The organism is Leptotrichia wadei (assembly GCF_007990445.1).
GTDB lineage: Bacteria > Fusobacteriota > Fusobacteriia > Fusobacteriales > Leptotrichiaceae > Leptotrichia > Leptotrichia wadei_A.
This window is the reverse complement of the sequence record NZ_AP019841.1, coordinates 658277-683079: the sequence shown is the minus strand read 5'-3', so window position 1 is coordinate 683079 and position 24803 is coordinate 658277. Positions and strand designations below refer to the sequence as shown.

Sequence of the window (24803 nt, the reverse complement as noted above, 5' to 3'; positions counted from 1 at the left end):
AATTTTTATTTGTAACTCGATATTAATTTTTTATTCTATAATATTCTTTCAATATTTCTTTCTCAATTTCCTTCAATTTTTGTCCATTCTCAACAATTTTTTTATTCTCACCAATATACCGAATTAATTTTTCATTTTCATCAAAATAATATCGTTGTTCAAAAAATTTTGACTTTCTTTTATCAAAAACTTCTCCATTTTTTAGCTTATTTTCTTTATACCATTTAGAATCCACATAATATGGCACATTATATTTTTCAGCTTTATCAAAAATAAAATAAACTTTTCCATTTTTTAAATAATATTCTGTCAAACTATTCCAACTTTCTCCAAAATGTTCAACCACAATTTTTTTAACAATTCCATTTTGCGAAAAATATTTCACAACGCCACCATCTGTACTTTGCTCTGAATCTTCAACTTCCTTAATAACATAATTTTTCACAGCATTAGTACTTGCAAAATCTTTCCTAATCTGAGCAATTTTTCCTTCAATATTCGACGCACCAAAATTCATCAAACTTACCAAAAGAAAAAGTATCACAATTTTTCTAAAGGTTTTCATAAAAATCTCCCTTTAACTCTCAATTTTTTCGTTCTTTCAGTATAATTTTACCTTAATAATTTTTAATTTACAATTATAATTTGCAATTACTAAAAAGAAATTTTTTCAAAAACTTTTTCCAAAATTGAAACAGCTTTGTTAATTTCATCGTTTATTACGTTAAATGGTGGAAAAAATCTCACAACATTATTTCCAGCTCCAACTAGTAACAATCCATTTTCTAGTGCTTTTAAAACAACGTCTTTTGCCAAAACTTTTTTCTCATCAAATTTTATTCCCAAAAGAAGTCCTTTTCCACGAATTTCTTCGATAAAATCAAATTTTCCCTTTAATTTTTCCAATTTTTCCACAGAATACTGACCTTTTTCCACAACATTTTTTTCAATTAATTTGTTGTCAATTAATTCATGTAAAACAGCATTTGCAACGGCACAAACCAAAGGATTTCCTCCGTAAGTTGAACCGTGGTCGCCAGGAACTAGCACGTCATTTGCTTTTCCTTTTGTCAAACAAGCTCCGATTGGAACTCCGCCACCAAGTGATTTTGCAATTGTAACTATATCTGGAACTAAATCAAAATTTTCATAGGCAAATAATTTTCCAGTTCTTCCCATTCCGCATTGAATTTCGTCAAAAATCACAAGTGTATTATATTTTTCACTCAATTCTTTTATAGCTTCCATAAATTCAGAAGTAGCACTTTCAAGTCCGCTTTCTCCCTGAATTGGCTCCAAAATAATAGCAGCAGTTTTTTCACTTACTTTTACTTTTAAATCTTCGACATCGTTAAAATTACATTCTGTAACATTTTTCATCAATGGCTCAAACGGTTTTTGATATTTTGGCTGACCAGTGACTGCCAACGCTCCAGTACTTCTTCCATGAAAGGAATTTTTCATATAAATTATTTCTGTTTTATCAGCAATTTTATTTCCATTTTCATCGTATGACAAATTATTCCCATATTTTCGAGCAATTTTTAAAGCTAACTCAATCGCTTCAGTTCCACTGTTTGTAAAAAAAACGCTTTCCATTTTACTATTTTCCGTAAGTTTATTAGCCAAATCCAATTGTGGTTGACTGTAATACAAATTAGAAATATGCACCAATTTCTGACTTTGCTCCGTTAAAGCCTTTGTAATCACAGGACTTGCGTGTCCCAAGCAATTTACTGAAATTCCCGACACAAAATCTAAATATTCATTTCCTTCATTATCGTAAATATATGTTCCTTTTCCTTTTTCAAAAATTTTATTATAACGGCTATATACATTTAATAACATTAAATCACTTCTTTCTTAATTTTTTTAGAAAATATTCGACAATCTTCTAGTTTTTAATTTCAAAATTTTTATAAAATATTTTTACTTTTAAGATATTTTCTTTTTTCAAATAATTTTAATCCTCTAAATTTGCATCTTTCTTAATTAATGTTCCAGCCCCTTCGACTGTAAACAACTCAAGAATTACAGAATGTTCCAATTTACCATTTAGAATAACAACATTTTCCACACCATTTTCAATTGCATTCAAGCAAGTCGTAACTTTTGGCAACATTCCGCCGCTAATAATTCCTCGCTCGATTAAATCGTTCACTTTTTCCACATCGATTTCATCAATAAGCGTCTGTTTATTGTTATAGTCAAGCAAAATTCCATCAACATCTGTCAAAAATATCAGTCTGTCAGCCTGTAATTTTCCAGCAATTGCACCTGCCACATAATCTGCATTAATATTGTATGTCTGACCATTTTTGTCAACTCCAATTGAAGAAATCACAGGAATCGTATCATTCGACTCCAATAATTTTATAACTTCCGTATTAATTTCCTTAATCTCTCCGACAAATCCAATATCAACCTTTTCTCCATCAACTTCAACAAACTTCTTCTCAACAAAAACCATATTTCCATCTTTTCCACTAAGACCAACAGCTTTTCCGCCATATTTATTGATGTCTGACACAATTCCTTTATTAACTTTTCCAGAAAGAACCATTTCCACGATTTCCATCGTTTCTTCATCAGTCACACGATTTCCTGCAATAAATTTGCTTTCTTTTCCAATTTTTTGAAGCATCTCGTTTATTTCAGGCCCTCCACCATGCACAATCACAGGATTTATTCCAACATATTTCATAAGAACCACATCTTGAATGAACTGTTCCCGAGCAACAGGATTAACCATCGCACTTCCGCCATATTTAATAACAATCGTTTTATTATGATATTTTTTTATAAAAGGCAACGCCTTTACTAAAATTTTCGCTTTATCTAAATTTGAAATCATATTTTCCCTTTCTTTTATTAAAATTTTTCTTATTTTTTTAGTTTTTTAAAAATTTAATTTTATAAATAATTCTTTTAAAAAATTATCTTGAAAAATTTACTAACAAAAAATTCTTAAAATCATAAATTTATTTTAAAAATTATTAAGTATGATACTCCGCATTAATTTTCACATAATCATAACTCAAGTCACATCCCCAAGCAGTCGCTTCAAACTCTCCATCATTTAATTCAATAATTATTTCAACGGTTTCAGCCTTTAAAATTTTCTCAGCTTTTGGAATATCAAAATCCTGTGCCATCCCATTTTTCGCAACTTGAACCATATCATTTCCAGCTTTTAAGAAAATATTAACTTTATCAATCATCAAATCAGCTTCTGAATATCCAACCGCACACAAAATTCTTCCCCAATTTGGGTCGCCACCAAAAACTGCCGCTTTAAAAAGACTTGAAGTGATAACTGATTTTGAAACTTTTTTTGCATCTTTTAGCGTTTTAGCTCCATTTGTTGTAACTTGAATCAATTTTGTTGCACCTTCTCCATCTTTCGCAATTAATTTAGCCAATTCTTCATTCACTTTATATAACGCCTTTTTAAACTCTTCATATCCAGCTGAATTTTCATCAACAATTTTTTCATTCCCTGCAAGTCCATTCGCCAAAACGCAAGCCATATCGTTTGTGCTTGTATCTCCGTCAACTGAAATCATATTGAAAGTGTTGTCAGCAATTTCAGAAAACATTTTTTGCAACAAAGATTTTTCAATATTTACATCAGTTACAGTAAATGAAAGCATTGTCGCCATATTTGGATGAATCATTCCAGAACCTTTACATATTCCAGCTACTTTTACCTTTTTCCCAGTAATCTCAATTTCTAAGCAAATCTGCTTAACAAAGGTGTCAGTAGTCATAATCGCAGTAGCCGCATCAATTCCGCCATCTTCTGACAAATTTTCCACTACTTGATTAATTCCGTTTTCAATTTTTTCCATATCAAGTTGAACTCCGATAATTCCAGTGGACTGAACTAAAACTTCCTCAGCACTCAATCCTAATTTATTTGCAACGATCTCGGTCATTTTTTTCGCATTCGCAAGTCCAGTATCCCCCGTACAAGAATTTGCATTTCCACTATTTACAATAATCGCTTGTGTATTATTATTTTTTACATGCTCAATATCCAAAATAATTGGTGCAGCCTTTGCCAAATTTTTTGTAAAAACCGCAGCTGAAACCGCCTTTTCCTCACTATAAATCAAAGCCATATCTTTTTTTCCACTTTTTTTCAATTTTGCTGATATTCCAGTCACTTTAATTCCTTTAACATCAGTAATTGTTCCATTTTCTATTATTTTCATATAACTTTTGTATGATAAATAATTTTTAATAATTTTATAAAAATTATGAATCACACGCTCCTTTCTTTTTTATCTGTAAAATTCTATTAATAAAATCTTATTAACAAAATATTTTTATAAATACATCGATAAAAATTCTAATCCTTCATTTTCATCAAATCCAAATAAAATGTTCATACTCTGAACCGCCTGTCCACCAGCACCTTTTATCAAATTATCAATCGCCGACACGACAACGATGTTCCCAAATTCCTTGTCATATCGAACCCCAATTTCACAAATATTACTATTTTTCACATTTTTTATCTCTGGCAAATTTTCAGTAACTCTCACAAAATACTCATTTTTATAAAATTCATTATAAATTTCATAAATTTTTTCTTCTGTCAAACTTTCCTTAAATTCATCCTTCACATCCAAATAAATTGTCGAAAGAATCCCTCTATTTATCGGCAATAAATGCGGAGTAAATACTAAATTAATATTCCCATTCGATAATTTATCCATTTCTTGCTTTATTTCAGGTGTGTGTCTATGTTTCAAAATATTATAAGCCTTAAAATTCTCATTAACTTCAGCATAAATTAAATCCAATTTAGCACTTCTTCCAGCCCCTGAAACTCCCGATTTTGAATCAACAATAATTTTTTTCGTATCAACAAGCCCATTTTTTAGTAACGGTGCCACGCCTAAAATAGCAGAAGTGGGATAACATCCAGGTGAAGCCACGACCTTCGTATTTTTAATTTCTTCTTTGTGAATTTCTGGAAGTCCATAAACTGCATTTTTATTGATTTCTGGATAATTATGTTTCACTTTGTACCATTTTTCATAAATTTCTGAATCATCCAATCTAAAATCCGCTCCCAAATCAAAGACTTTCACATCATTTTCAAGTGCCTTTTTTGTTATTTTTTCAGATAATCCATGTGGCAATGCCAAAAATAATGCATCAATATTTTTAAAATTTTCTTCAGCTTCTTCCAAAGAAATTAATTCTTTCTTAAAATATTTTTTATAATTTTCATACACATTTCCCATATCTTCCCCAGTATTTGAATGTGATGAAATAAATTCAAGTTCCACTTCCTTATGATTATTTAATATCCAAACCAACTGCTGTCCAGCATATCCTGTTGCTCCAATAATACCAGCTTTTATCATATAAAATCATCTCCTTAAAATATCTTTTAAAAATAAAAGAGCCTTCCTAAAAGGCTCTAAATAAATTATATTTGTATACAAAAACAAAGAGCCAACAACCCAAAAGTCATTGGCAAAAATTATTTTTATTAAAATAGAAATTCATTATAAAAATGATTATATACCTAAGACAAGGGCTTATAATTAAATTGTGCAGCTATTCTATTATCCCTTATCCTTCTTATCATTTTCATAATACTTCCTCCTGATTATTTTTTATTTATCTTTTGATAAATTTATTATAGCAAAAAAATTATAAAAAATCAATATGTTAAATATATAAGTTTTTTATAGTTTCATTAATAAAATTAATGATTTGATTTTTATGAATGATTATGAACAATATCAAAGTCAATTAATATTGGCAGATGATCTGAAAGTTGAGTTTGTATCACTTCATAACTATTAACTTTTATTTCCTTTGAGCAAAGTATAAAATCAAGCTCCCGCTTCGGATTCCAGCTCGGAAAAGTTGGATCCTTTCTTGTATTTATATTTTTCAAGTCAGAAGCCTGTAAAAACATCTCAATTTCCTCCTCACCCCAAAAGACATTAAAATCACCAGCTACAATAACTGGCTTTTTGCAATTTTTTACAAGATCATAAAGCTGTACAATCTGCTTTTGCCGTGTTTTTCCACCTAGTGCCAAATGTACAAGAAACACAATCACATCCTCTGTTTCCACTTCAATAATCAATTTTTTCATTCCAATATCCAAATAATGAAATTCCTCCCTTAAAATTGGATTTTTGGAAAGTAAGGCATTTCCCTGTTTTCTAACCATTGGAAATTTCATATACTGTGAATCTTCCTCATATTTATACTGATAAACATTATTATTTCTCGTAATTCTCCCAAGAAGCGTAGCCTGATTTCTGCTATACATCCGAAATGATCCAAGATCTACTTCCACAAGCCCCACAAGATCAGGCTTATACCTATTAATAAATTTCCCAATCCGATAAATATGCTTTACAGAATGTCCCAAATATCCCCGTATATGCTTAAATGGCTGATTCAAATACTTTCCAGTTCCATATCGAATATTATACAAAAGAAATTTCATCTTCTCTCACTTCTCTTTCCTGCCTCTTCATAAAATTCTATGTTTCAGCTGTTTTAACATCAAATAAAATATATTCAACAACTTAATATTTTCATTTTTTACAAGAAACCTTAATTTCTCAAACAATAAATCTAATCATATTTACAGTTGCCAAACAGGTCAAGCAAAACTTATTTTTTTACTATCCCAACTCCATCTCCAAACGGCAGCAGCACAAAATTATATTCTTCATTTAACTTTTCTATAAATTCTTTTAACCTTTTTACAATAGTCTTATATCTTTTTGGAATTTCTTCTTTTTTTACTGCTACAAGTCCACGAAACATCAGATTATCAATAAAAATAATTCCATTTTCATTGAGAAGTTCATAACTCATCTCAAAAAACTTCAAATATTGCCCCTTCGATGCATCAATAAAAATAAAATCATATTTTATACCCTTATCAAGCCTTGGAATTTCCTTCAAAGCATCACCCAAAATCATTCTATTCTTCTCAAACAATCCCAATTTCTTAAAATTTTCCACAGCTTTTCCATAACGTTTTTCATCAATTTCCATCGTTGTCAAAAAACCGCCATTTTCATTAGCAACCCGTGCCAAAAATAGCCCAGAATATCCTGTTGCCGTTCCAATTTCCAAAATATTCCCAGCCTTCATATTTTTAGCCGTAAAAATCATATAATTCAGCACTTCATCTGTAATAATCGGCACATTTTCCGCCAGACTTTCATCCTTCACATTTTGTATAATTTCATTTTGAATTTTAAACAAATTTTGTGCATATTTTGATGATTCTATAAAATTTTCTATCCTGAACCTCCCACGACTAAAGTCGCAGGGTTCTAAAATCTTTAAAAACATTTAAAAATTTTCTAAGAAGTTTGATAGCTTTACACTACCCTTATTCTTTTAGGCGTGTTCAGCTCACCTCTATTGTATAGGACGCTTAAATCCACAACTTTACTTTTTCTTAATATGTTTAATGCTCCGTTACAATCTGCATTTATGAGTTTACCTGTGCTTGTTTGATATAGTCCTCTTTTTATTCTTTTTCCACTAAATATATATTCTTGCAAATTTTCTTCATCATATATTGGAATTTCATCTCCATCAAAGAAACTTGCTTTTGATGTATAACTTTCTTCTTGCAGCTTAAATTCTATTCCATATAGTTTACATAGATATATTAGTTTATCTCTTAATTTTCAATATGGTATATTTACAAAGTTTTGATTATTTATATTTCCTATATTTGAATTTCTTTGAAAATCTTCATTATATCCTAAAACTAGTTTTCCTATATCGTTATCAAGACAATAATTTATTATCATTCTTGCTGCTTTCGAAAGATAATCTTCTATACGATTATTTCTCTTTCTAGCTATTCTCTTTTGCCTTAATGTTGTTCGAGAAGTGTTTTGCTTATCTTTTATACTTTGTAATTTTGCATTCATCTTATTATAGTATTGATTAATAGATTTCAATTTTCTACCATCTATTATGAATGAAGCTCCATTATTAGTTACACAAGTACAAAGATTATCTATACCTAAATCAATTCCTAGTGCATTTTCTTTATTTAATTCCCTTTGAACTTCTTCTACCTCATAAATATATTGAATTTCAAAGTACCTAGAATGTTGTTTTGGTATTATTCTAATCTCTTTTATCTTCTTGACTTTTAATACTGGTGGCAGCTTAATTTTAACTTCCTGATGAGTTTTCTTAAACGAATTTGAATAAGGAACTATCAGCATATTATCTTTTAATCTAACAAAACCTATAACAAGAGTTGTAAAACCATCTTTATCAAGATAATTAGGTAATTTTATTTTACCCTTATATTGTCCATTCTTAGCAAGTTTTAAAAGTCCAAAAAATGATTTGAAACTTCCGTCTACTTCTTTCAGAATTTGTTGAGCCATATTAGAATTTAACTTCTTGTAGTTCTCACTATTTTTAAGCATTTTATAGTTTTCATTATAACTTAAATACTTTTTATTTTTAAAATAGTATTGCCTAATATTGTATATAGCCTGATTCTTTAAATTCTTAGCTATATGGCACAAATATTTTAAATTCCTAAACTCTTTTTTACTAAGATGTTTTACCTGTTGTTTTAATGTTAAATACATAGATATCACCTCCCTTTCATCAGAGATATTATACCATGTATTCTACATTTTATCTGTCAAAAAAAGTAATATTTTTAAATATTTTTAAAGTTTTTAAAACCCCACAACAGTGGGAAGCGTCGTTCACATAAGTACGCTACTACTTATGCAGTTCTCATGGCATATATACTCCTTAATAAATTAAGGAGATTAGCCTTGAACCTCTTGTTATCTCTAACAAGCACAGACTATATCTTATCCATATCCTATTTCAAGGACTTAGGCGAAACCACTTCCAATACCAATCGCTTGTATTGTACTCCCCTCACGAGGGATAGTCGTTGAACTTTCCTTTTCAGGCTTAGCTGCTGATTGTCTATTATCATAATGTTTAGAATTTAACCTTGCATCATCTAGTATATTTTTTCTGCTTTCGCTACCTTCACACTTATACCATATTTGAACGAAGGTATTATGTTGTGGTTATACTAGCTTTAAGAGTTCCCAGCAATTCAGTTTCTTTGTTGCACGGTTTTGCTCCGTGTCTACATACAAGTTTCCCTATATGCTTACTAAAATTTTCGTGCAATTTATCTCACGACTAAAGTTGCGAGTGTTTTTGCACTATTTAATAAATTATCCTTTTTCTTTTAATTTTAGTCGTTTTTTTATTTTTATTATCACTACTATTTTAAAATTTTAAAAATTAAATTTTTCAATTTTAATATTTACAGCATTTCTCCCATTTTAAAAATAGGTAGCATAACTGAAAATACAATCATTCCAATAATTACTCCAATAAAAATAATCGAAATCGGTTCAAACATTTTCAAAAGCCATTTTATCTTTTCACTAACTTTTTCATAATAAATTTCATTCAAATTAAAAAATGATATTTTCATTTCTCCAGTTTTCTCTCCAATTGTCAGAAAACTTACATATTCATTATCAAAAAAAGTTGTATTTTTAAACGATTTTTGAATACTTTCACCCTTTTCTATCTTCAAAATAATTTTTTTCAATTCCTCATTTAAAACATAACTTTTAGAATTTGTACACATTTTTAAAGATTGAATTAATGGAACATTGGCATCTGTAAGTGAATACATATTTCTTGTAAAATTTAATATACAAATATTTTTATACATTTTTCCAATAATTTTTATTCTTAAAATTTTTTTCTCAAAAATTTTCTCATTTTGTTTTTTCCATTTTTTAAAACCAAAAAATAAAAAAACTATGGCAATCAAAAAAATAATCCCATATTTATCAGCTATTTTACTGAAATTTATAACAATTTGTGTAACTTTCGGCAATTCCTGCCCAATATCTGAATAAATCAAGACAAATTTAGGCACAACAAATTTTAACAGTATAAATACAATAACCAATGCTGTAATTATAACTGTTACTGGATAAATGCTCAAGCTTTTTATATCCTTTTTTATTTTCTGATTAAATTCATACTTTTCATACAAATTCTTAAAAACTATTTCCAAGTTTCCTGTCTCTTCCCCAATTTTAACCATTTCCATAAATTCCCTATTTGCAGTAATCTTAGAAAAAGCCCTGTGAAGCGAAACTCCCTTTTCAATTTGCTGTTTTGTACGAATTATCCTGATTTTCAAATCTCCATCATAATTCTGTGCAACAATCCCAAGTGTATCAATTAGTGAAATCTTTCCATTCAACAGATAATACACACTTTTAGTAAAGGACAGCAAGTCTTTTTCACTTATTTTGCTTTCCTTATTCTTTATAATATTCTTCATTTTAATTAATCCCCCCTCTGATTAATTATAATTCAATTATTATTTTTTGCTGTTTTCCAATGCAACTTTTCCTAATGCAATCGAACCAACGAATCCCGCTTCATCTCCAAGCCCTGGATAAACAATAAAATCATCAATTTTTTCCAAAATTTCTTCTTTTTGAACATAGCTGTTTAAAAATTCTGAAACATATTTTCTAATTAATGGGAACAGCTGTTTTTGTTTCATAACTCCTCCACCCATAATTACCTTTTGTGGTGATAAAATCAGAATATAATTTACCACAGCCTGAGCCAAATAATATGCCTCCATATCCCAAACTTCATCTCTATCAGCAAGTTCAAAACCCTTTTTACCCCATCTGTCTTCTATCGCAGGACCTGCTGCCATTCCTTCCATACAGTCTTTATGGAAAGGACATCTTCCTTCAAATTTATCATCCTTATGTCTTTTCAAAAATATATGTCCCATTTCAGGATGAGTCAATCCTTGAAGCATTTTCCCATCAACAACCGCTCCAGCTCCAATTCCAGTTCCTACTGTAATATACATAACATTTTTAAGATTTTCTCCAGCACCCCACCAGCTTTCTGCAAGAGCCGCACCATTTACATCTGTATCAAATTCCATCGGAACATCATAATATTTTTTCAATTCTCCGATCAAATTATAATCACTCCAGTAAGGTTTTGGAGTTTTTGTAATATACCCATAAGTTTTAGAACCTTTTACAGGATCAATTGGTCCAAAACTTCCAACTCCCATTACATCAAATTCCTTATCTTTAAAATATTCAATGACTTGAGCCATAGTTTCTTCAGGTGTTGTAGTTGGAATGCTTACTCTGTCAATAATTTTCCCATCTTCAGTCCCCAATCCACATATAAATTTTGTTCCTCCAGCTTCAACTGCTGCAATAACTGCCATAATTTCACTTCCTTTTCTCTTTTTTATATTTTTTATCTATTTGTATTTTTTATTTTAATAATAATAAACAATTTTTATATTTTTTTCAAAATATTGTCATTGTCCTTGTAAAATTCCAATATTTCATCTTGTGTTGCAGTAGCTGTTCCTATTTTTGCCACTACAATTCCAGATGCCATATTTGCAATTACCCCAGCCTCATATAAATCCGCTCCAGCACATATTGAAAGTAAGAATGTCGATATAAAGGTATCTCCAGCTCCTGTTACATCATAAACTTCTCGTGCTACAGTTGGTATTCTCTTATGTTTAGTCTTAAATAACGAAACTCCCTCTTCACTTCGAGTAAGCACAACGCTGTCTAATTTAAGTTCATCTTTTAACTGTGCCATTTTTTCAGCAATTTGCTCTTCACTTGTAAACTTTTTCATTCCAAAATAATCTAAAATTTCTTTTCTATTTGGAGTCATTGAAGTTGCTCCAACATAATTTTTAAAATTTTGCGGTTTTGGATCAACCATTATCCTTTTATTATGTTTTTTAGCTATTTCAATTACTTTTTTAGATAAATGCTTCGTAAGCAATCCTTTATTATAATCTGAAAGCAATACCGCATCAATATTTTCGATATTTTTTTCAAAATTTTCCAAAAGCTGATTTTGAATTTCTTCTGAAATATCAGTATCTTTTTCCCAATCTAATCTAAGCAACTGCTGTCCTTGAGATAAAACTCTACTTTTAATGATTGTTGGACGTGTTCCATCCTTCACAATTCCATCAGAATTTACATCTTTATTCTCAAGCTCCTTAACAAACTTTTCTCCGTTCGCATCATTTCCAATAACTCCATAAACAAAAACTTTCCCTTCAAGCGAAGTTAAATTATTTGCCACATTCGAAGCTCCTCCTAATACAAATCTTTCCTTTTCTATATTTACAATCGGAACAGGCGCTTCTGGTGAAATTCTATTTACTTTTCCAATCAAATACTCATCTAGCATCATATCGCCAATAACAGCTATTTTAACACTGCTAAACTTTTTTATTATCTCTTCAATCCTTTGAATTGAAATCATCTTTTTCCTTTCCCTAACTAAAATTTTTTATTTTAAAATTATTTTTAATTCTGACCTTTACTTAATATTATACTACATTTTTTTGAAATTTCCAGTATAATTTGTAAATTTTTTATAGGGATTAAAAAAATCTAAAAAATTATTTTATCCATTAAGTTTTATCCTGTATAATTGCTTCAATTTCAATATAAATATCCCTTACTTCCCTATTATTTCTGCGATATTTAAACAATGGACCAATTATAGGAATTTTTGACAAAAATGGAACTCTTCTTATCGTTTCCTTGCTTACATCCTGCTTTAATCCTCCAATAAAAGTTGAACTGCCATTATTCAGTGTAATCGTTGTCTTAGTCTGATTTTTCTGCTTAGCGCCAGAAGAAGCATTATAACTCGAAGTCAATCTAAAATTGCTTATTTCCGTATCAATTTTAAGCAAAATTTTCTTCACTCCATTAATTCTCCTAATTTCAGGATTTATTTTAAAAACAATCCCTGCTTCAGAAAAAATCGGCTCTACATATTCAGTATCATTCTTCGTAGTTTTCTTTTCTCCAACAAGGACTTCTTCTGTAACCTTCAATTCTCCCTCTTCGTTTTCCATAATCATAAGTGTTGGCATAGCCTCAATCCTTATATCCCCATTTTCCTTCAGTAAATTAAAATCTATTCCTAAAAATTTCCCGCCTTTAGAAAAAATTGATGCCATCGAAACCTCTCCATTCAAAAATTTTGCCACCAAATTATCTTTATTCGCACCCGCATTATCACTATTTATGCTCCAATCAATTCCAAGCCTTTCAAATAAATTAGAACTTGTATCAATTATAGTTCCTTTTATTATAACCTGCTCCTTTTCCTTATCTAGCGACTTTATAATCTTTTTCATCTCCTCAATTTTATTCTCATCCCCACTAAAAATAACCTTATTGTCAATTCCAATCACTTCAAATCCAAAGAATCCATTAAGCGCCTCAGTAATATCTTTCCCGTTTCTATATTCTAAATCAACTTCCCCAGTTTTCTTTTTTATTTCCTTTACAGTCTGCTGTACCTGATTTTGGCTTTGATTCTGACTATTCCCTTTATTTTTATCTTCTTCCTTTTTATTAACAGAATTATTATTTTTATGCCCATCCTGACTATTTTTACTACCTTGCTTACTATTATTTTTGGCTTTATTCCCATCATTTATCTTTTTTTTATTATCAGTCTGCACTTTCTTTGGAACTTCATAAATAAATATTTTTTTAGCATTTTCCACATCGCTTTTATTAACATAGTCAGCCACTTTTGCCCCAAAAATATTATTTCCTGAAAAATAAAAAAACAGAATTAAAGCGGTCATAAACTTAAATTTCTTCTTTTCCATCAAAATTGCAATCCCCCCTTTTTTCAATTTTGATCCCTTTATTCTTTATAATTTTTTAACAATAAATCGTTCCTTTTCATTAATTCAACTTCTACATTTTTTGCAAAAGATTGCCATTAAATATTAATTTTACTTCTATCTTCAACTTTCTCTATAAATCCCAGCGAGATTTTGAACCCATCACTAGTAAGTTCCATAAACATTTTAGATGTATCAATATATTTTCTGCTTTTATTCACAAAATAAACAAATTTCCCGAAATCATTCAAACTTCCATATACTGTAAAATGAATATATTTAAGCCTATATCCATTTCTTTCCCATACATTCTCAGACTTTGAAATTTCCTTCATTTTCAGTCCGCTATCATGTGAAAATACATAAATCATCTTCTTAAATTCCGATTCATTTTTTATGGATAAAAACGATAATTTCTCTGTAATTGCCATTATCTCGTTATATTCTCCCATAATTTTACTTCTTTCGGCATTTTTGCTTTCCACCACATTCACAATTTTACTTTCCAGATTCCTTTTATTTTCAATTAAAATTTTTCTATTATTCAAAATTTCCTTATACTTCCCATACTTTTTATTAATACTTACCAGCATAAAAACAATTCCAACTACAAATATTATCATCTTAAAATTTAATTTTATCATTTTTCTCTTCCTATTATTTTTTAATTTTGAAATGGCTCAATCACATATTCAAAAACCGTTGCCGTGTCATTATCCTTCAAATATCCCAATTCAGAATTTGGATACCTTCTTAAAATATTATTCTCAAGTCTCTCAAAATTGTTAAAATTTTCCATTTCTCCCTGCACAATCCATTTTGCCTTTTCATAATTAATTTTCGTATAATCAATCCCATTTTTGCTATTTTCAACTAAAAATTTTATTACTGAATAATACTCCCGCCTTTTTATCCCGCCATCAATCTCACGAAGAGTCGCAAGTTCCTTTGAATAATCAGGAATTTCCTCAGCCTTTCTTTTCAAGTAATCCTTCTCCAGCGACTTTATCTCCTTCTGGATAACTTCATTTTCCACAGTTTTTTTCTGAAGCGGAATCGAATTATAAATCAAGAAGTATGCAAATATAAGAATTCCAGCAATAACAACATCCAAAACTTTTATATTTTTTACACTTTCCTTATCAAAAATAGCCATTCTCTTTATAAAATCAAGACTATTTGAAAGTTCTTCTCCTGCAAATATAACTTTTACATCATTTTCTTCATCTCCAACAACTACCATATCTCCAAAATCAAAATTTTCAACATCGTCCACATCTTCAATTTTCAGTTCAATTTTTTCAACCTCAACAATTTTCTCATCCTCAATTAAAATCCTAAGACTATTTTCTTCTCCCAACTGCAAAATTTCAATCTTACTATTTTCATTTTCTAAAGATTCCTCATTTACATCAATTTCCTCTATCTCGCCAAAATTTCTATTGCCATCCGTATTTTCAATAATTTCTATTTCTTGTGTTTCATCAGCATCTTCATTTCCAAAAATTTCCATTTTTTGAATCTCTTCAGTATTTTCATGAACATCCTGAAAATTTTCTTCATTTTCAAAAGAAACTTTTTCATTCTCAAAATCATTATTCTGACTTACTTCAAAATTTCCATCCTTATAATAATTATAAACAGCCTCAAAATCCACTTTCAATTCTGAAATTACTGCAGAATACTTTTTCAAGCAGTTTTTTATCCTAACAATTTCCCTTTTATCCAAATAAATATCTAAAAACTGATTTTCCAAATGATTTATAACCATTTTCCTTTTTACAAAATTAATTTTTTTCTTTAAAATTTCCGAAATACTTTCTAATTTTACAGTTTTTTTTCCTGAATCTTCAATATAATTTTCCCTTTTACCAGTTTCTTCCACATTTCCATCAAAATTATCAAACAAAAAATACGAATAATGCAAAATTACAGCTAGTTTTACATTTTTTTCAACGTTATTTTCCTCAAAAAACGACTCCAAAGCCATTTCCAATTCCTGATTTTCAAAAAAATATATTTCATCATTAAAAAATATATAAATTTTATTTTTATTTCTTATATATATTTTTATTTTTTCTTCCATCACTCCCCCTTTACTAGTTTAATCATTTATAAAAATTCTGATTCCAGAACTCTCATCTCCACTTCCAGCGGGCTCACTCTCTTAAACCCAACTTTTTCACAAAATAAAATCTCTTCGCCTAAAATTTTCCTTCCAAAAATAACTTTCAGCTCACTATAAACCTTATTTTCCTCAAGCGGCAACAAATATTCATTATCATTTTCATCACTTATAGACTTAATCCTGTAATTTCCAATACTTTCAATATCTTTTCCCAAAAATATCAAGTTTTTCAATTCAATATTTTGTCCATCTTTTTTCAAAACACTATCAAAATACCGCTCCTTCTTCTCCAGCAAAATTGAATTTCCATCAAAATTAATCCCACTCTCCAAAATTCTTTCCACATTCTGATTTTCCTTCTGAACTAAAAACTTTTTCTCTACCCTGCTTTCCTTACGACTTTTCAAAAATACCATATCCTTCTTCTGCTGCACATAATAGACAAAATTAATTGAAAATGCCGAAATTATTGATAAAATTACCAAAACATAAACTAAACTTGCCCCTTTATTTCTTTTTTTATTTAAGTTTAATTTTCCCCTATCTAATTTTCTATTTCTCATCCCGTTAAAATATCTATTTTTCATTATCCAAAACCTCAATTTATACTAAATTTTTACAACTCTGACATCTTCTTTATTATTTTCCTTTAATCGAATAATCAGCAATTTTCCCACCTTTTCAAACTTTGCTTCATCAAATTTCCCTACTTCCACCTTACTTCCAAACTTTCCATTATTTTCAGCATCTGAAACAAAAAGTTTTCCTTTATCATATTCAATCTTATAAAAAATTTCATTCAATTTAAAAATTATGAAATTTTCCCTGACAAAAATATTATTATTTTCTCCTTCATAAGAAAACTTCTGAATATCTCTATTTCTTATATCCAAAACAATTTTATCCATCGAAAAATACATTTTCTCATACATTTTCTGGCTGTCCTTCTTAGCCTTTTCCATAATAACCATCCGCTTCAGAAATACAGAAATCACAAATACAAGCACAGAAAATATAAACATGCTTATTAATATTTCCACCAGCAAATAGCCATTTTTTTTATTTTTTATTTTCCCAATCATTATCCTCCTTATATTTTATAATTGACTATTTTTATCAAAATCAGGAAAGTAATAATCCTTTATTTTATCAACATTTATTTCAAAAATATATTCCCTTTCCCCAGTTTCATTTACAAAATACCCATCTGTCCTCTTTATTTCCACATTTATCTTATCCTCTTGAATTTTTCCCTTTTTATCCTTCCTTTGTTCAAAATTTTTTAAAATCTGATACTTTTTTTCAACTGCAAATCTATTATAAAAATCATCTACTTTTGAAATCTCATATTTTCCGCTAAAATTCAATATTTCCTCATATTTTTTCCCCTTTATTATTTCAATCATATTTTCTATGCTTACATTTTTTTTATTCAAATCATCCACCTTCACATCTGTCTGAAACGTTTTCAAAAATAAATTTGAAACTGGAATAATTGCAACTGTAACAAAAAACATTGAAATAAGACTCTCAATTAACGTTTCTCCCTTATTTTTCTTCATATTTTCACCAGCTTTTACTTATTAAAAATTCTAAAAATAATATAACTTATAACAATAAATGGTGCAAATGGAATATACTCATACTTTTTCCATTTTTTCAAAAATAAAAATAAAAAAGCAATAATCCCTGAAAAAATATACAAAATCATATAAAAATTTAACACTTTTTCTATTTCAAAATATCCCAGAAGCCCCCCAATCCCCATCATCAGCTTTACATCTCCAAAGCCGATTAACATTTTTCCAAAATAATCCTCTAAAATATAAAGTACAATCATCGGCATTGAATAGGCACAAATTCCCAAATAATACTTTTCCAAATTGTCATTTTGAACTGCTGTTATTAGTCCTAAAATAAGTAAAATAACGGCACTTTCTTCAGGAATTATTCTTTTTTTTACATCAACCCAAATTATTCTGCAAAAAATACAATATTTTACAACTTCAATTACGCTATTTACTATTTCCCAATTCATCACTTCCTAATTTCTTCCCCCGCAAATGCCTTACTTCCCGCAGCAACCTTAGCAAAAACCTCTCCATCCTGATAAACTACATTTCCTTCAATATTTCCAATTTTAAATTTTCCATTGCTATCCAGCCCAATCCCAAGTTTATTTAGATTTCCATGCTCTGTCAAAATATCCTGCAAGTTTTTAGGTGAATCTCCTCCATGATCAATACTCCAAGAAGTTGTCGTATTATTAAGCTCTGCAACCGCCCCGATCACCTTGCTTCTATTAGCTTTATTCAAATACTTCCCAACCTGTGGCACTGCAATCGCCGATATTATCGTAATGATCGCCACTACTAAAATCACTTCCACAAGTGTAAACCCTTTTTCTCTTTCCTTTAATTTTCTACTTGCCTCCCTTCTTTTCATCTTTTCAATTTTACTTTTTTCCTTTTTTATAACTTCACTCATAATTAATCTCCTTTTAATTAATTTTTATTTAATAAATTTATACTATATTTTTTAATAAAAGTCAATATTAAAATTAAAATATTTTTTAAATAAATCTTTTTTTTATAAATTTTAGTTTTTTTATATAAAAAATATGAACTTAATTTCCTTATAAATAAAAAAAACTGAACTCAGAAATTCACTTCTAAGCCAGTCTTTTTCATACTTTTTGTATTTTTAAGATTTTCATTTTTTTATATTTACAAAACAAAGTTTTTCTAAAAGAAAAAGTATTTATTAGTCAACTAAATTTGATAAATTTTCAACATTTTCAATATTAATAACTTCAATTTCTTTATTAATTTTCTTAATCAATCCTGCCAATACTTTTCCAGGTCCGATTTCATAAATTTTTGTAACTCCATTTTCAGCCAGTTTATTTATTGTGTCAACCCATTTTACTGGGCCAAATGTTTGGTTGTATAATTCGTTCTTAATATCTTCAGCTGAAGTTAAAATATTTGCTGTAGTATTTGCAATAATTGGAGTTGTTGGATCGTTCCAAGTATAATTTTCAAATTCCTTTTTCAAAATTTCGGCAACAGGTTTCATTAATGATGAATGGAAAGGCCCTGAAACCGCTAGCAGCAATGCTCTTCTTGCACCTTTTTCCTTAAATAAGTCGAGATTTTTTTCAATTACTTCTTTTTCTCCAGCGATAACAGTCTGCTTTGGTTCGTTATAATTTACTGCTTCCACAGTTCCATCAATTTCATTACAGATATTTTCAACATCTGTTGCACTAAGTCCCAATATTGCAGCCATTCCACCACTAATATTAGCATTGCTCATGATTTCCCCTCTTTTTGAAATTAATTTTAATGTATCAATTTCATTCAAAACTCCAGCAGCATATAATGAACTGTATTCTCCTAAACTGTGTCCAGCTACAAAATCTGCATTTATTCCCTTTTCCTTTAATAATTTCGTTAAGACAACTGAAAATAGCGCAATTGCAGGCTGTGCATATTTTGTATTTTTTATTTCTTCATCTGTCCCTTCAAAAATAACCTTTTTCACATCTTCATTATTTTCAAAAATCTTATCAATTATTTTTTTATCTTCATCATTTACTTCATCATATAACTTTTTACCCATTCCAGCATACTGTGTCCCTTGTCCTGGAAATACAAAAGCAATTTTTGCCATATAGACTCTCCTCTTAATTTTCTAGTTTTTAATACTCAAAATTTTTAATTGAAAAAACTATTTTTTTTCTTCTTCTGCTTCAACTACTTCTTCCTTTGATTCTTTAGCATTTTTATTACTGAACTTAGTCAGCTGATTCTTGTCAACAAGTTCTTTTACACCAAATCCAATAACAACTAATCCTAAAATCAATGGAACCATAAATAGCGGCAAATTTTCCCATACATAGTTAGTGATGTACAAATATACACCTACACAAAGAAAAATCCATCCATGTTTCTTCTTTTTAACCAAGAAATAAGCCCCCACAAGAATCATTACTACCTGATAATTTACAATGTACTTCATAATATCTTCGGGTATAAACTTAAATAAACTTAAAACTACAATTACTAATCCCCAAAATATTTTTGAATTCATAACTTTTCCTCCTTAATATTTAAAAATTTTTATTTTTTACATTCAGAAATTTCTATTTAAGTTACCATTTATAATTTCAGAATAATAAATTACTCGAATTTTATTACTTTATTTTTATAAAAATTTAAAATTTTTTTAACTTATAATATTTTATTATATTTCTAAATTTATAAAGTAAACCTAATAAATCTAGTTTTAAATATTCTCTATTACATTATACTCTGAAATTTTTAAAATTACAAGTTTTAACAATTTTTTTTAATCATATATTTATAAATTATTATTTTGAAATTTCAACCATAATCGAACCATAAGTCAGTCCTCCACCAAATCCAGTAGCAACAAACTTATTTCCTTTTTTAAGTTTTCCTTCCTTTATCGCCTCATCAAGAGCTATCGGAATTGATCCCGCCGAAGTATTTCCATATTTATTCAAATTTACAAAAAACTTATCTAGCGGCTGCTTAAATCGTTTTGCAATCGACTCAATAATTCTAATATTTGCTTGATGCGGAATAAATAAATCAACATCATCTGCAGTAATTTTAGCCTGTTCCAGCACATTTTCAACTGTTTCTGGAAATACTCTTACTGCAAATTTAAATATCTCTCTTCCATTCATTTTCAAGTAAATATCCTTGTTTTCAATTTTTTCCTTTGATACAGGCTCTTTAGTTCCACCAGCAGGCACTAAAAGTTCACTTGCTCCAGAACCGTCAGCCACAAGATGGCTTGCCAAATATCCTCCATTTTCCACTTCTCCAAGCACAACAGCTCCTGCACCATCTCCAAACAGGATGCAAGTTCCCCTGTCTGTCCAGTCAACTACTCTTGACATTGTTTCTGCCCCAATAACAAGCACTTTTTTATAAAGTCCAGCCGCAATAAAGCTATGTCCAGCTGAATAGGCATAAACAAATCCTGTACAAGCTGCACCTAAATCAAATGCCGCCGCATTTATTCCCAATTTATCCTGAACTAATGCCGCAGTTGATGGTGTCCCATAATCTGGAGTCATTGTTGCAACAATAACTAAGTCAATCTCATTTTTATCTATTCCCGCATCTTCAATTGCCTTTTCAGCAGCTCTAAATGCCAAATCAGATGTAGCTTCATTTTCATCTGCAATTCTTCTTTCCTTGATACCAGTTCTAACTGTTATCCATTCATCATTTGTATCCACAATCCTTGCCAAATCATCATTTGTCATTATCTTTTCAGGCACATAAGATCCTGTTCCTAAAATCCCAACTTTCATATCTCACCTCAGATTTATTTTTATTTTTCCCATTTATATTTTTCAAATTTAAAATTATTCTACTAAAGTCTATCACAAAAAACTTAAAAATACAACTGCAAAACGAAAAAATTATCAAATTAAAAAATCAAAAAAAAAAGCAAGACATAAATCCTGCTTTGAAAAACTATTCAGCTTCCGTAGCTTCATTAGCTATTACTTGTCTACCTCTGTAAACTCCTGTTTCCAAGTTTAATCTGTGTGGTCTTCTAATTGATCCGTCAGCTTCTACAATAATATTTGGAGCTTTAATTGAATCATGTGATCTTCTCATATTTCTTTTTGCTTTAGAAGTTCTTTTCTTAGGTACTGCCATTATTTATCGACTCCTTTCAAATTTTATATTATTAATACTTCAATCTAACATTGTAAAAAGAATTATAAAACTTATAATTTTTTACACTTATACAAACTATTATAATAAATCTAAAGCTATTTGTCAAGGCTTTAATCTATTTTTTCCATTTATTCACAAGATTTTTTATTATTTTTCTAACTTTTATTGAATTTCTATTATTTTACTTTTTTCAAAAATTTATTTTTGATTTTCTTTAGATATTGCATTAACTTTCTCTTGCTTATTTTTTTCAATAATAATTTCATATTTTTTCTCAGTATTAAACTCAAGATTTTTTATTTTTTCAGCGATTTCATCTGTCATTGTTTCATTTCCAATAACTAAAACAACAAAGTTTTCATTATTATTTGTATCTATCAGTTTCCCAATTTTAACTCCACTAATGCTATTTGAAAAATTTTTATACAAAACGTTTTCAACAGTTTTTAAATCACTTTCCAAAATTGCCTGATCTTCATTTTTACTTGGTAATGCAACGCTTTCTGTATTTTCTTTTGTTTTTTCTTCATTTAAATATTTTGATAAGTCCTGTGCTGTCAAATATTTTTCATTTGATAACTGCTGTATTTTTAATTTGTAGTTTTTCAATTTATATTTTTCCAGTTTTTTTTCTAATTTTTCAATATCCTGTTTTTTAAAAGCCTCTCCTACAATTTTTAAAGTAACAGTTTTATCTTTTTTATTAATAGAATTATCAAAAACATAATGATTATTTAATTCCTTTGAAATAAATTTTTTTAATGAATTTTCAGTTGCTATATCCTGAACCAAAGTTGCCGCTGTATATATACTTGGAACAATTAAAATTAAACTTCCTATATAAAATATTATTTGCTTTTTTATTGAAATTTTATGTCCTGCTTCAAAAATATTTCCAGAATATATTATCAAACCAACTAATGTTGCCATCATTATAAAAAATACATTTATTATAAATAAATATCCTGCTCCAAGAAAAACTTTGGGATTCCCATGAGCAATTCCAAATCCTACTACACATAAAGGCGGCATTAATGCAGTTGCAATTGCTACTCCAGGAACAACATTTCCGCCATCTTCCTCCGTTTTTCCAATTACTCCTGCAATTCCACCAAAAATTGCAATTAATACATCCCATAAAGTTGGAGAAGTTCGAGCTAATATTTGCGGAGTTGCTTCATTTATAGGGCTTACTAAAAAATAAAAAGTGGAACTTATCACACTTATTAATATAAAAATTCCCAGCCTAAAAAGCGACATATAGACTCTTTTTAAATTTCCATTTGACAGCCCCAATCCTATTGATTGAATTGGCGACATTAATGGTGAAATCAGCATAGCTCCAATAATTACAGCAACAGAATTTGTATTTAAACCTATCGAAGCAATAATCATTGCACAAATAAGAATAAACATCGTTTCCTTTGTAAAATCAGAATCTTCAATAATATTTCGTTTTAAAATTTTATATTTCTCATGTTTTATTTTTTCTATCATTTTACTATATCTCCTTTATATTTTTATATTATAGTCATTTGTAAAAGTCTAAAAATACGATAAGTACAGTTTTTTTATTCCAACAAACTTAATCATCTTCATACATAGGTTCAATATGAATCAAAAGCCTTTTTATATTTTTATATTTATGTTTAACTTTTTTGGAAATTTTATTTGTAATATCATGCGCTTCTTCAATTGTTTTATTTTTATCCATCCTCACATCAGCAAATATATAAATATCTTTTCCAGAAGTAGTCATTCTAAAGTCATGTGCATTTTCAATTTCTTTAAACTGCAATATTTCAGAACGTATTTTTTCGATTAATTCATCATCTTGTGAATCCAGCAATATTAATGAATTTTCCTTTATTAGCTCATAACCGCTTTTTATAATATAGATTGACACGATAAATCCTACAATTGTGTCAAATACAGGATGAATCCTTGATAAAAACAGTCCGGCTAAAACAGAAACAGAAATTACAATATCTGAATTATAATCTGTAAGCAACGAATTTATTAATGAATTATTATATTTTTTTACCCTTTTTTTCATAAAAGACAATTGAAATATTTTTATTAATATCGCTAAAATTGTTACAATTATTGGAATAACTGTAATCTTCAAATTACTTTCACTGCTAAGAGATGTCAATTTTGAAAAATTATCCTTTATCAGCTCAAAAGCTGTTATCATTATAAATGTCCCAATTATCACACTAAAAACTGACTCTATCTTTCCATGCCCAAAAGGATGCTCTTTATCTTCAGGATTGCTTCCAACTTTTAATCCTACAATAACTAAAATATTTGTAATCAAATCTGAAAATGAATTTAACCCGTCTGAAAGTAGCGACATGCTGAAAAAAATCTTTCCAGCTGCAATTTTTAAAAAAGCTAAAATAATATTTACACAAATTGCAAATTTTGAAATAAAAAGCATATTTTCTTCCTGCTTTTTTCCTTCTCTTAAATTATTCAAGATATATCCGTCTTGTGTTCTTATAAACCGCTGTTTTTCAAGAAAATTATTCATTTTTTTATGATTAGTTACGATTAGTGAATCAAAATTTCTATTTGTAAGCCAATTAATCATATGTTTCAAAAAAAACGTCCCATATCCATTATTTCTCAATTTCGGTAAAATAAATATTTTTTTCAGTTCCGCAATATTACCTAAACTAAGAACTGCATAACCGTATAAATCTTCATTATTGCATAAAAAAAATATATCTTCCTTTTTCTTATTAAAAGAAAATTTTGGATCTGCCTCCAATATGTCTATTAAAATATTACCAATATTCCCTTTTTTATCCCACTCGACTACTTTCATTGAAACCTCCGTCTGTAGTTAAAAAAAAATAAAAAGTCATACGTCAAACTCTCGAAAACGTTCTACCATCCGTTTCTTAAGTCAAAAGCTCAAAAACAGCTACCCCATAAACCTAAAGAAATTAACTTAGTGCTGCTTCGTTCCCGACCTGACACGTTTCGCTAACTCTCTACAATATGGGACTATTTTCTCAACACTCTTGAAATAAGACGTTGACACTAAAACTTCCCTCAAATTTGACATCACCTCTACTAAAGCGGGTTGTAGATACAGGGCACCGCTAACTCCCCGGCTAGTATGACTTAACTAGTATATCACTTTTTCTCAGAATTGTCAACATTATAA

General features: G+C 29.0%; 24 protein-coding genes, 1 other RNA gene and 1 pseudogene. All 26 read right to left on the bottom strand.

Features of this window, described 5'->3' with window-relative positions:
- Positions 1 to 22: 22 nt before the first annotated feature.
- A complete protein-coding gene (locus FVE74_RS03310; protein ID WP_147003212.1) occupies positions 23 to 565 on the bottom strand; it encodes a hypothetical protein in 543 nt (180 codons plus the stop codon).
- Between the two features lie 89 nt (positions 566 to 654).
- The gene (locus FVE74_RS03305; protein ID WP_147003211.1) at positions 655 to 1848 is read right to left on the bottom strand and encodes an aspartate aminotransferase family protein; all 1194 of its coding nucleotides are present in this window, start codon (positions 1846 to 1848) and stop codon (positions 655 to 657) included.
- Positions 1849 to 1963: 115 nt separating this feature from the next.
- Positions 1964 to 2854, bottom strand: coding sequence for an acetylglutamate kinase (argB, locus tag FVE74_RS03300; RefSeq protein WP_147003210.1), 891 nt, complete (start codon positions 2852 to 2854; stop codon positions 1964 to 1966).
- 142 nt (positions 2855 to 2996) lie between these two features.
- Positions 2997 to 4217 (bottom strand): bifunctional glutamate N-acetyltransferase/amino-acid acetyltransferase ArgJ, encoded by a 1221-nt coding sequence (gene argJ / locus FVE74_RS03295; RefSeq protein ID WP_147003209.1) that lies wholly within the window; start codon positions 4215 to 4217, stop codon positions 2997 to 2999.
- A 114-nt stretch (positions 4218 to 4331) separates the two neighbouring features.
- Entirely contained in the window at positions 4332 to 5381 is a 1050-nt protein-coding gene (gene argC, locus FVE74_RS03290) for an N-acetyl-gamma-glutamyl-phosphate reductase (protein WP_147003208.1), read from the bottom strand.
- A gap of 362 nt (positions 5382 to 5743) precedes the next feature.
- Positions 5744 to 6487 (bottom strand): endonuclease/exonuclease/phosphatase family protein, encoded by a 744-nt coding sequence (locus FVE74_RS03285; RefSeq protein WP_147003207.1) that lies wholly within the window; start codon positions 6485 to 6487, stop codon positions 5744 to 5746.
- A gap of 170 nt (positions 6488 to 6657) precedes the next feature.
- Positions 6658 to 7350 (bottom strand): O-methyltransferase, encoded by a 693-nt coding sequence (locus FVE74_RS03280; protein ID WP_147003206.1) that lies wholly within the window; start codon positions 7348 to 7350, stop codon positions 6658 to 6660.
- Between the two features lie 29 nt (positions 7351 to 7379).
- Positions 7380 to 8624: pseudogene (locus tag FVE74_RS03275) on the bottom strand (RNA-guided endonuclease InsQ/TnpB family protein).
- A gap of 707 nt (positions 8625 to 9331) precedes the next feature.
- Positions 9332 to 10375 carry a type II secretion system F family protein gene (locus tag FVE74_RS03260; RefSeq protein WP_147003205.1) on the bottom strand — a complete coding sequence of 348 codons (1044 nt, stop codon included), beginning with the start codon at positions 10373 to 10375 and terminating at the stop codon, positions 9332 to 9334.
- 39 nt (positions 10376 to 10414) lie between these two features.
- Positions 10415 to 11302, bottom strand: coding sequence for an ROK family protein (locus FVE74_RS03255; protein WP_147003204.1), 888 nt, complete (start codon positions 11300 to 11302; stop codon positions 10415 to 10417).
- Between the two features lie 74 nt (positions 11303 to 11376).
- A complete protein-coding gene (rfaE1, locus tag FVE74_RS03250; protein WP_147003203.1) occupies positions 11377 to 12378 on the bottom strand; it encodes a D-glycero-beta-D-manno-heptose-7-phosphate kinase in 1002 nt (333 codons plus the stop codon).
- Between the two features lie 151 nt (positions 12379 to 12529).
- The gene (locus FVE74_RS03245; protein ID WP_232054036.1) at positions 12530 to 13750 is read right to left on the bottom strand and encodes a type II secretion system protein GspD; all 1221 of its coding nucleotides are present in this window, start codon (positions 13748 to 13750) and stop codon (positions 12530 to 12532) included.
- A gap of 116 nt (positions 13751 to 13866) precedes the next feature.
- A complete protein-coding gene (locus FVE74_RS03240) occupies positions 13867 to 14412 on the bottom strand; it encodes a hypothetical protein (RefSeq protein WP_147003201.1) in 546 nt (181 codons plus the stop codon).
- Positions 14413 to 14432: 20 nt separating this feature from the next.
- On the bottom strand, positions 14433 to 15854 hold the full coding sequence (locus tag FVE74_RS03235; protein WP_147003200.1) for a hypothetical protein: 1422 nt from the start codon (positions 15852 to 15854) through the stop codon (positions 14433 to 14435).
- A gap of 26 nt (positions 15855 to 15880) precedes the next feature.
- Complete coding sequence (locus tag FVE74_RS03230) at positions 15881 to 16483, bottom strand: hypothetical protein (protein WP_147003199.1); 603 nt, start codon at positions 16481 to 16483, stop codon at positions 15881 to 15883.
- Between the two features lie 21 nt (positions 16484 to 16504).
- Positions 16505 to 16978, bottom strand: a complete 474-nt coding sequence (locus FVE74_RS03225; protein WP_147003198.1) for a prepilin-type N-terminal cleavage/methylation domain-containing protein — start codon at positions 16976 to 16978, stop codon at positions 16505 to 16507.
- Between the two features lie 15 nt (positions 16979 to 16993).
- The gene (locus FVE74_RS03220) at positions 16994 to 17458 is read right to left on the bottom strand and encodes a type IV pilus modification PilV family protein (RefSeq protein ID WP_147003197.1); all 465 of its coding nucleotides are present in this window, start codon (positions 17456 to 17458) and stop codon (positions 16994 to 16996) included.
- A 14-nt stretch (positions 17459 to 17472) separates the two neighbouring features.
- Positions 17473 to 17934, bottom strand: a complete 462-nt coding sequence (locus FVE74_RS03215; RefSeq protein WP_147003196.1) for an A24 family peptidase — start codon at positions 17932 to 17934, stop codon at positions 17473 to 17475.
- Positions 17934 to 18383: a prepilin-type N-terminal cleavage/methylation domain-containing protein gene (locus FVE74_RS03210; RefSeq protein ID WP_147003195.1), complete on the bottom strand. Its 450-nt coding sequence runs from the start codon at positions 18381 to 18383 to the stop codon at positions 17934 to 17936. The genes FVE74_RS03215 and FVE74_RS03210 overlap by 1 nt, the downstream gene beginning before the upstream one ends.
- A 276-nt stretch (positions 18384 to 18659) precedes the next feature.
- Positions 18660 to 19571 carry an ACP S-malonyltransferase gene (gene fabD, locus FVE74_RS03205; RefSeq protein WP_147003194.1) on the bottom strand — a complete coding sequence of 304 codons (912 nt, stop codon included), beginning with the start codon at positions 19569 to 19571 and terminating at the stop codon, positions 18660 to 18662.
- A 57-nt stretch (positions 19572 to 19628) separates the two neighbouring features.
- Positions 19629 to 19991: a hypothetical protein gene (locus tag FVE74_RS03200; RefSeq protein ID WP_147003193.1), complete on the bottom strand. Its 363-nt coding sequence runs from the start codon at positions 19989 to 19991 to the stop codon at positions 19629 to 19631.
- Positions 19992 to 20271: 280 nt separating this feature from the next.
- Entirely contained in the window at positions 20272 to 21249 is a 978-nt protein-coding gene (locus FVE74_RS03195; protein ID WP_147003192.1) for a beta-ketoacyl-ACP synthase III, read from the bottom strand.
- A 166-nt stretch (positions 21250 to 21415) separates the two neighbouring features.
- On the bottom strand, positions 21416 to 21604 hold the full coding sequence (gene rpmF, locus FVE74_RS03190) for a 50S ribosomal protein L32 (protein ID WP_018451473.1): 189 nt from the start codon (positions 21602 to 21604) through the stop codon (positions 21416 to 21418).
- Positions 21605 to 21823: 219 nt separating this feature from the next.
- On the bottom strand, positions 21824 to 23122 hold the full coding sequence (locus FVE74_RS03185; protein ID WP_147003191.1) for a TIGR00341 family protein: 1299 nt from the start codon (positions 23120 to 23122) through the stop codon (positions 21824 to 21826).
- An 88-nt stretch (positions 23123 to 23210) separates the two neighbouring features.
- Positions 23211 to 24458, bottom strand: a complete 1248-nt coding sequence (locus FVE74_RS03180) for a GNAT family N-acetyltransferase (protein ID WP_147003190.1) — start codon at positions 24456 to 24458, stop codon at positions 23211 to 23213.
- Between the two features lie 36 nt (positions 24459 to 24494).
- An RNA gene (ffs, locus tag FVE74_RS03175) (signal recognition particle sRNA large type) lies at positions 24495 to 24759 on the bottom strand.
- Between the last annotated feature and the right edge of the window lie 44 nt (positions 24760 to 24803).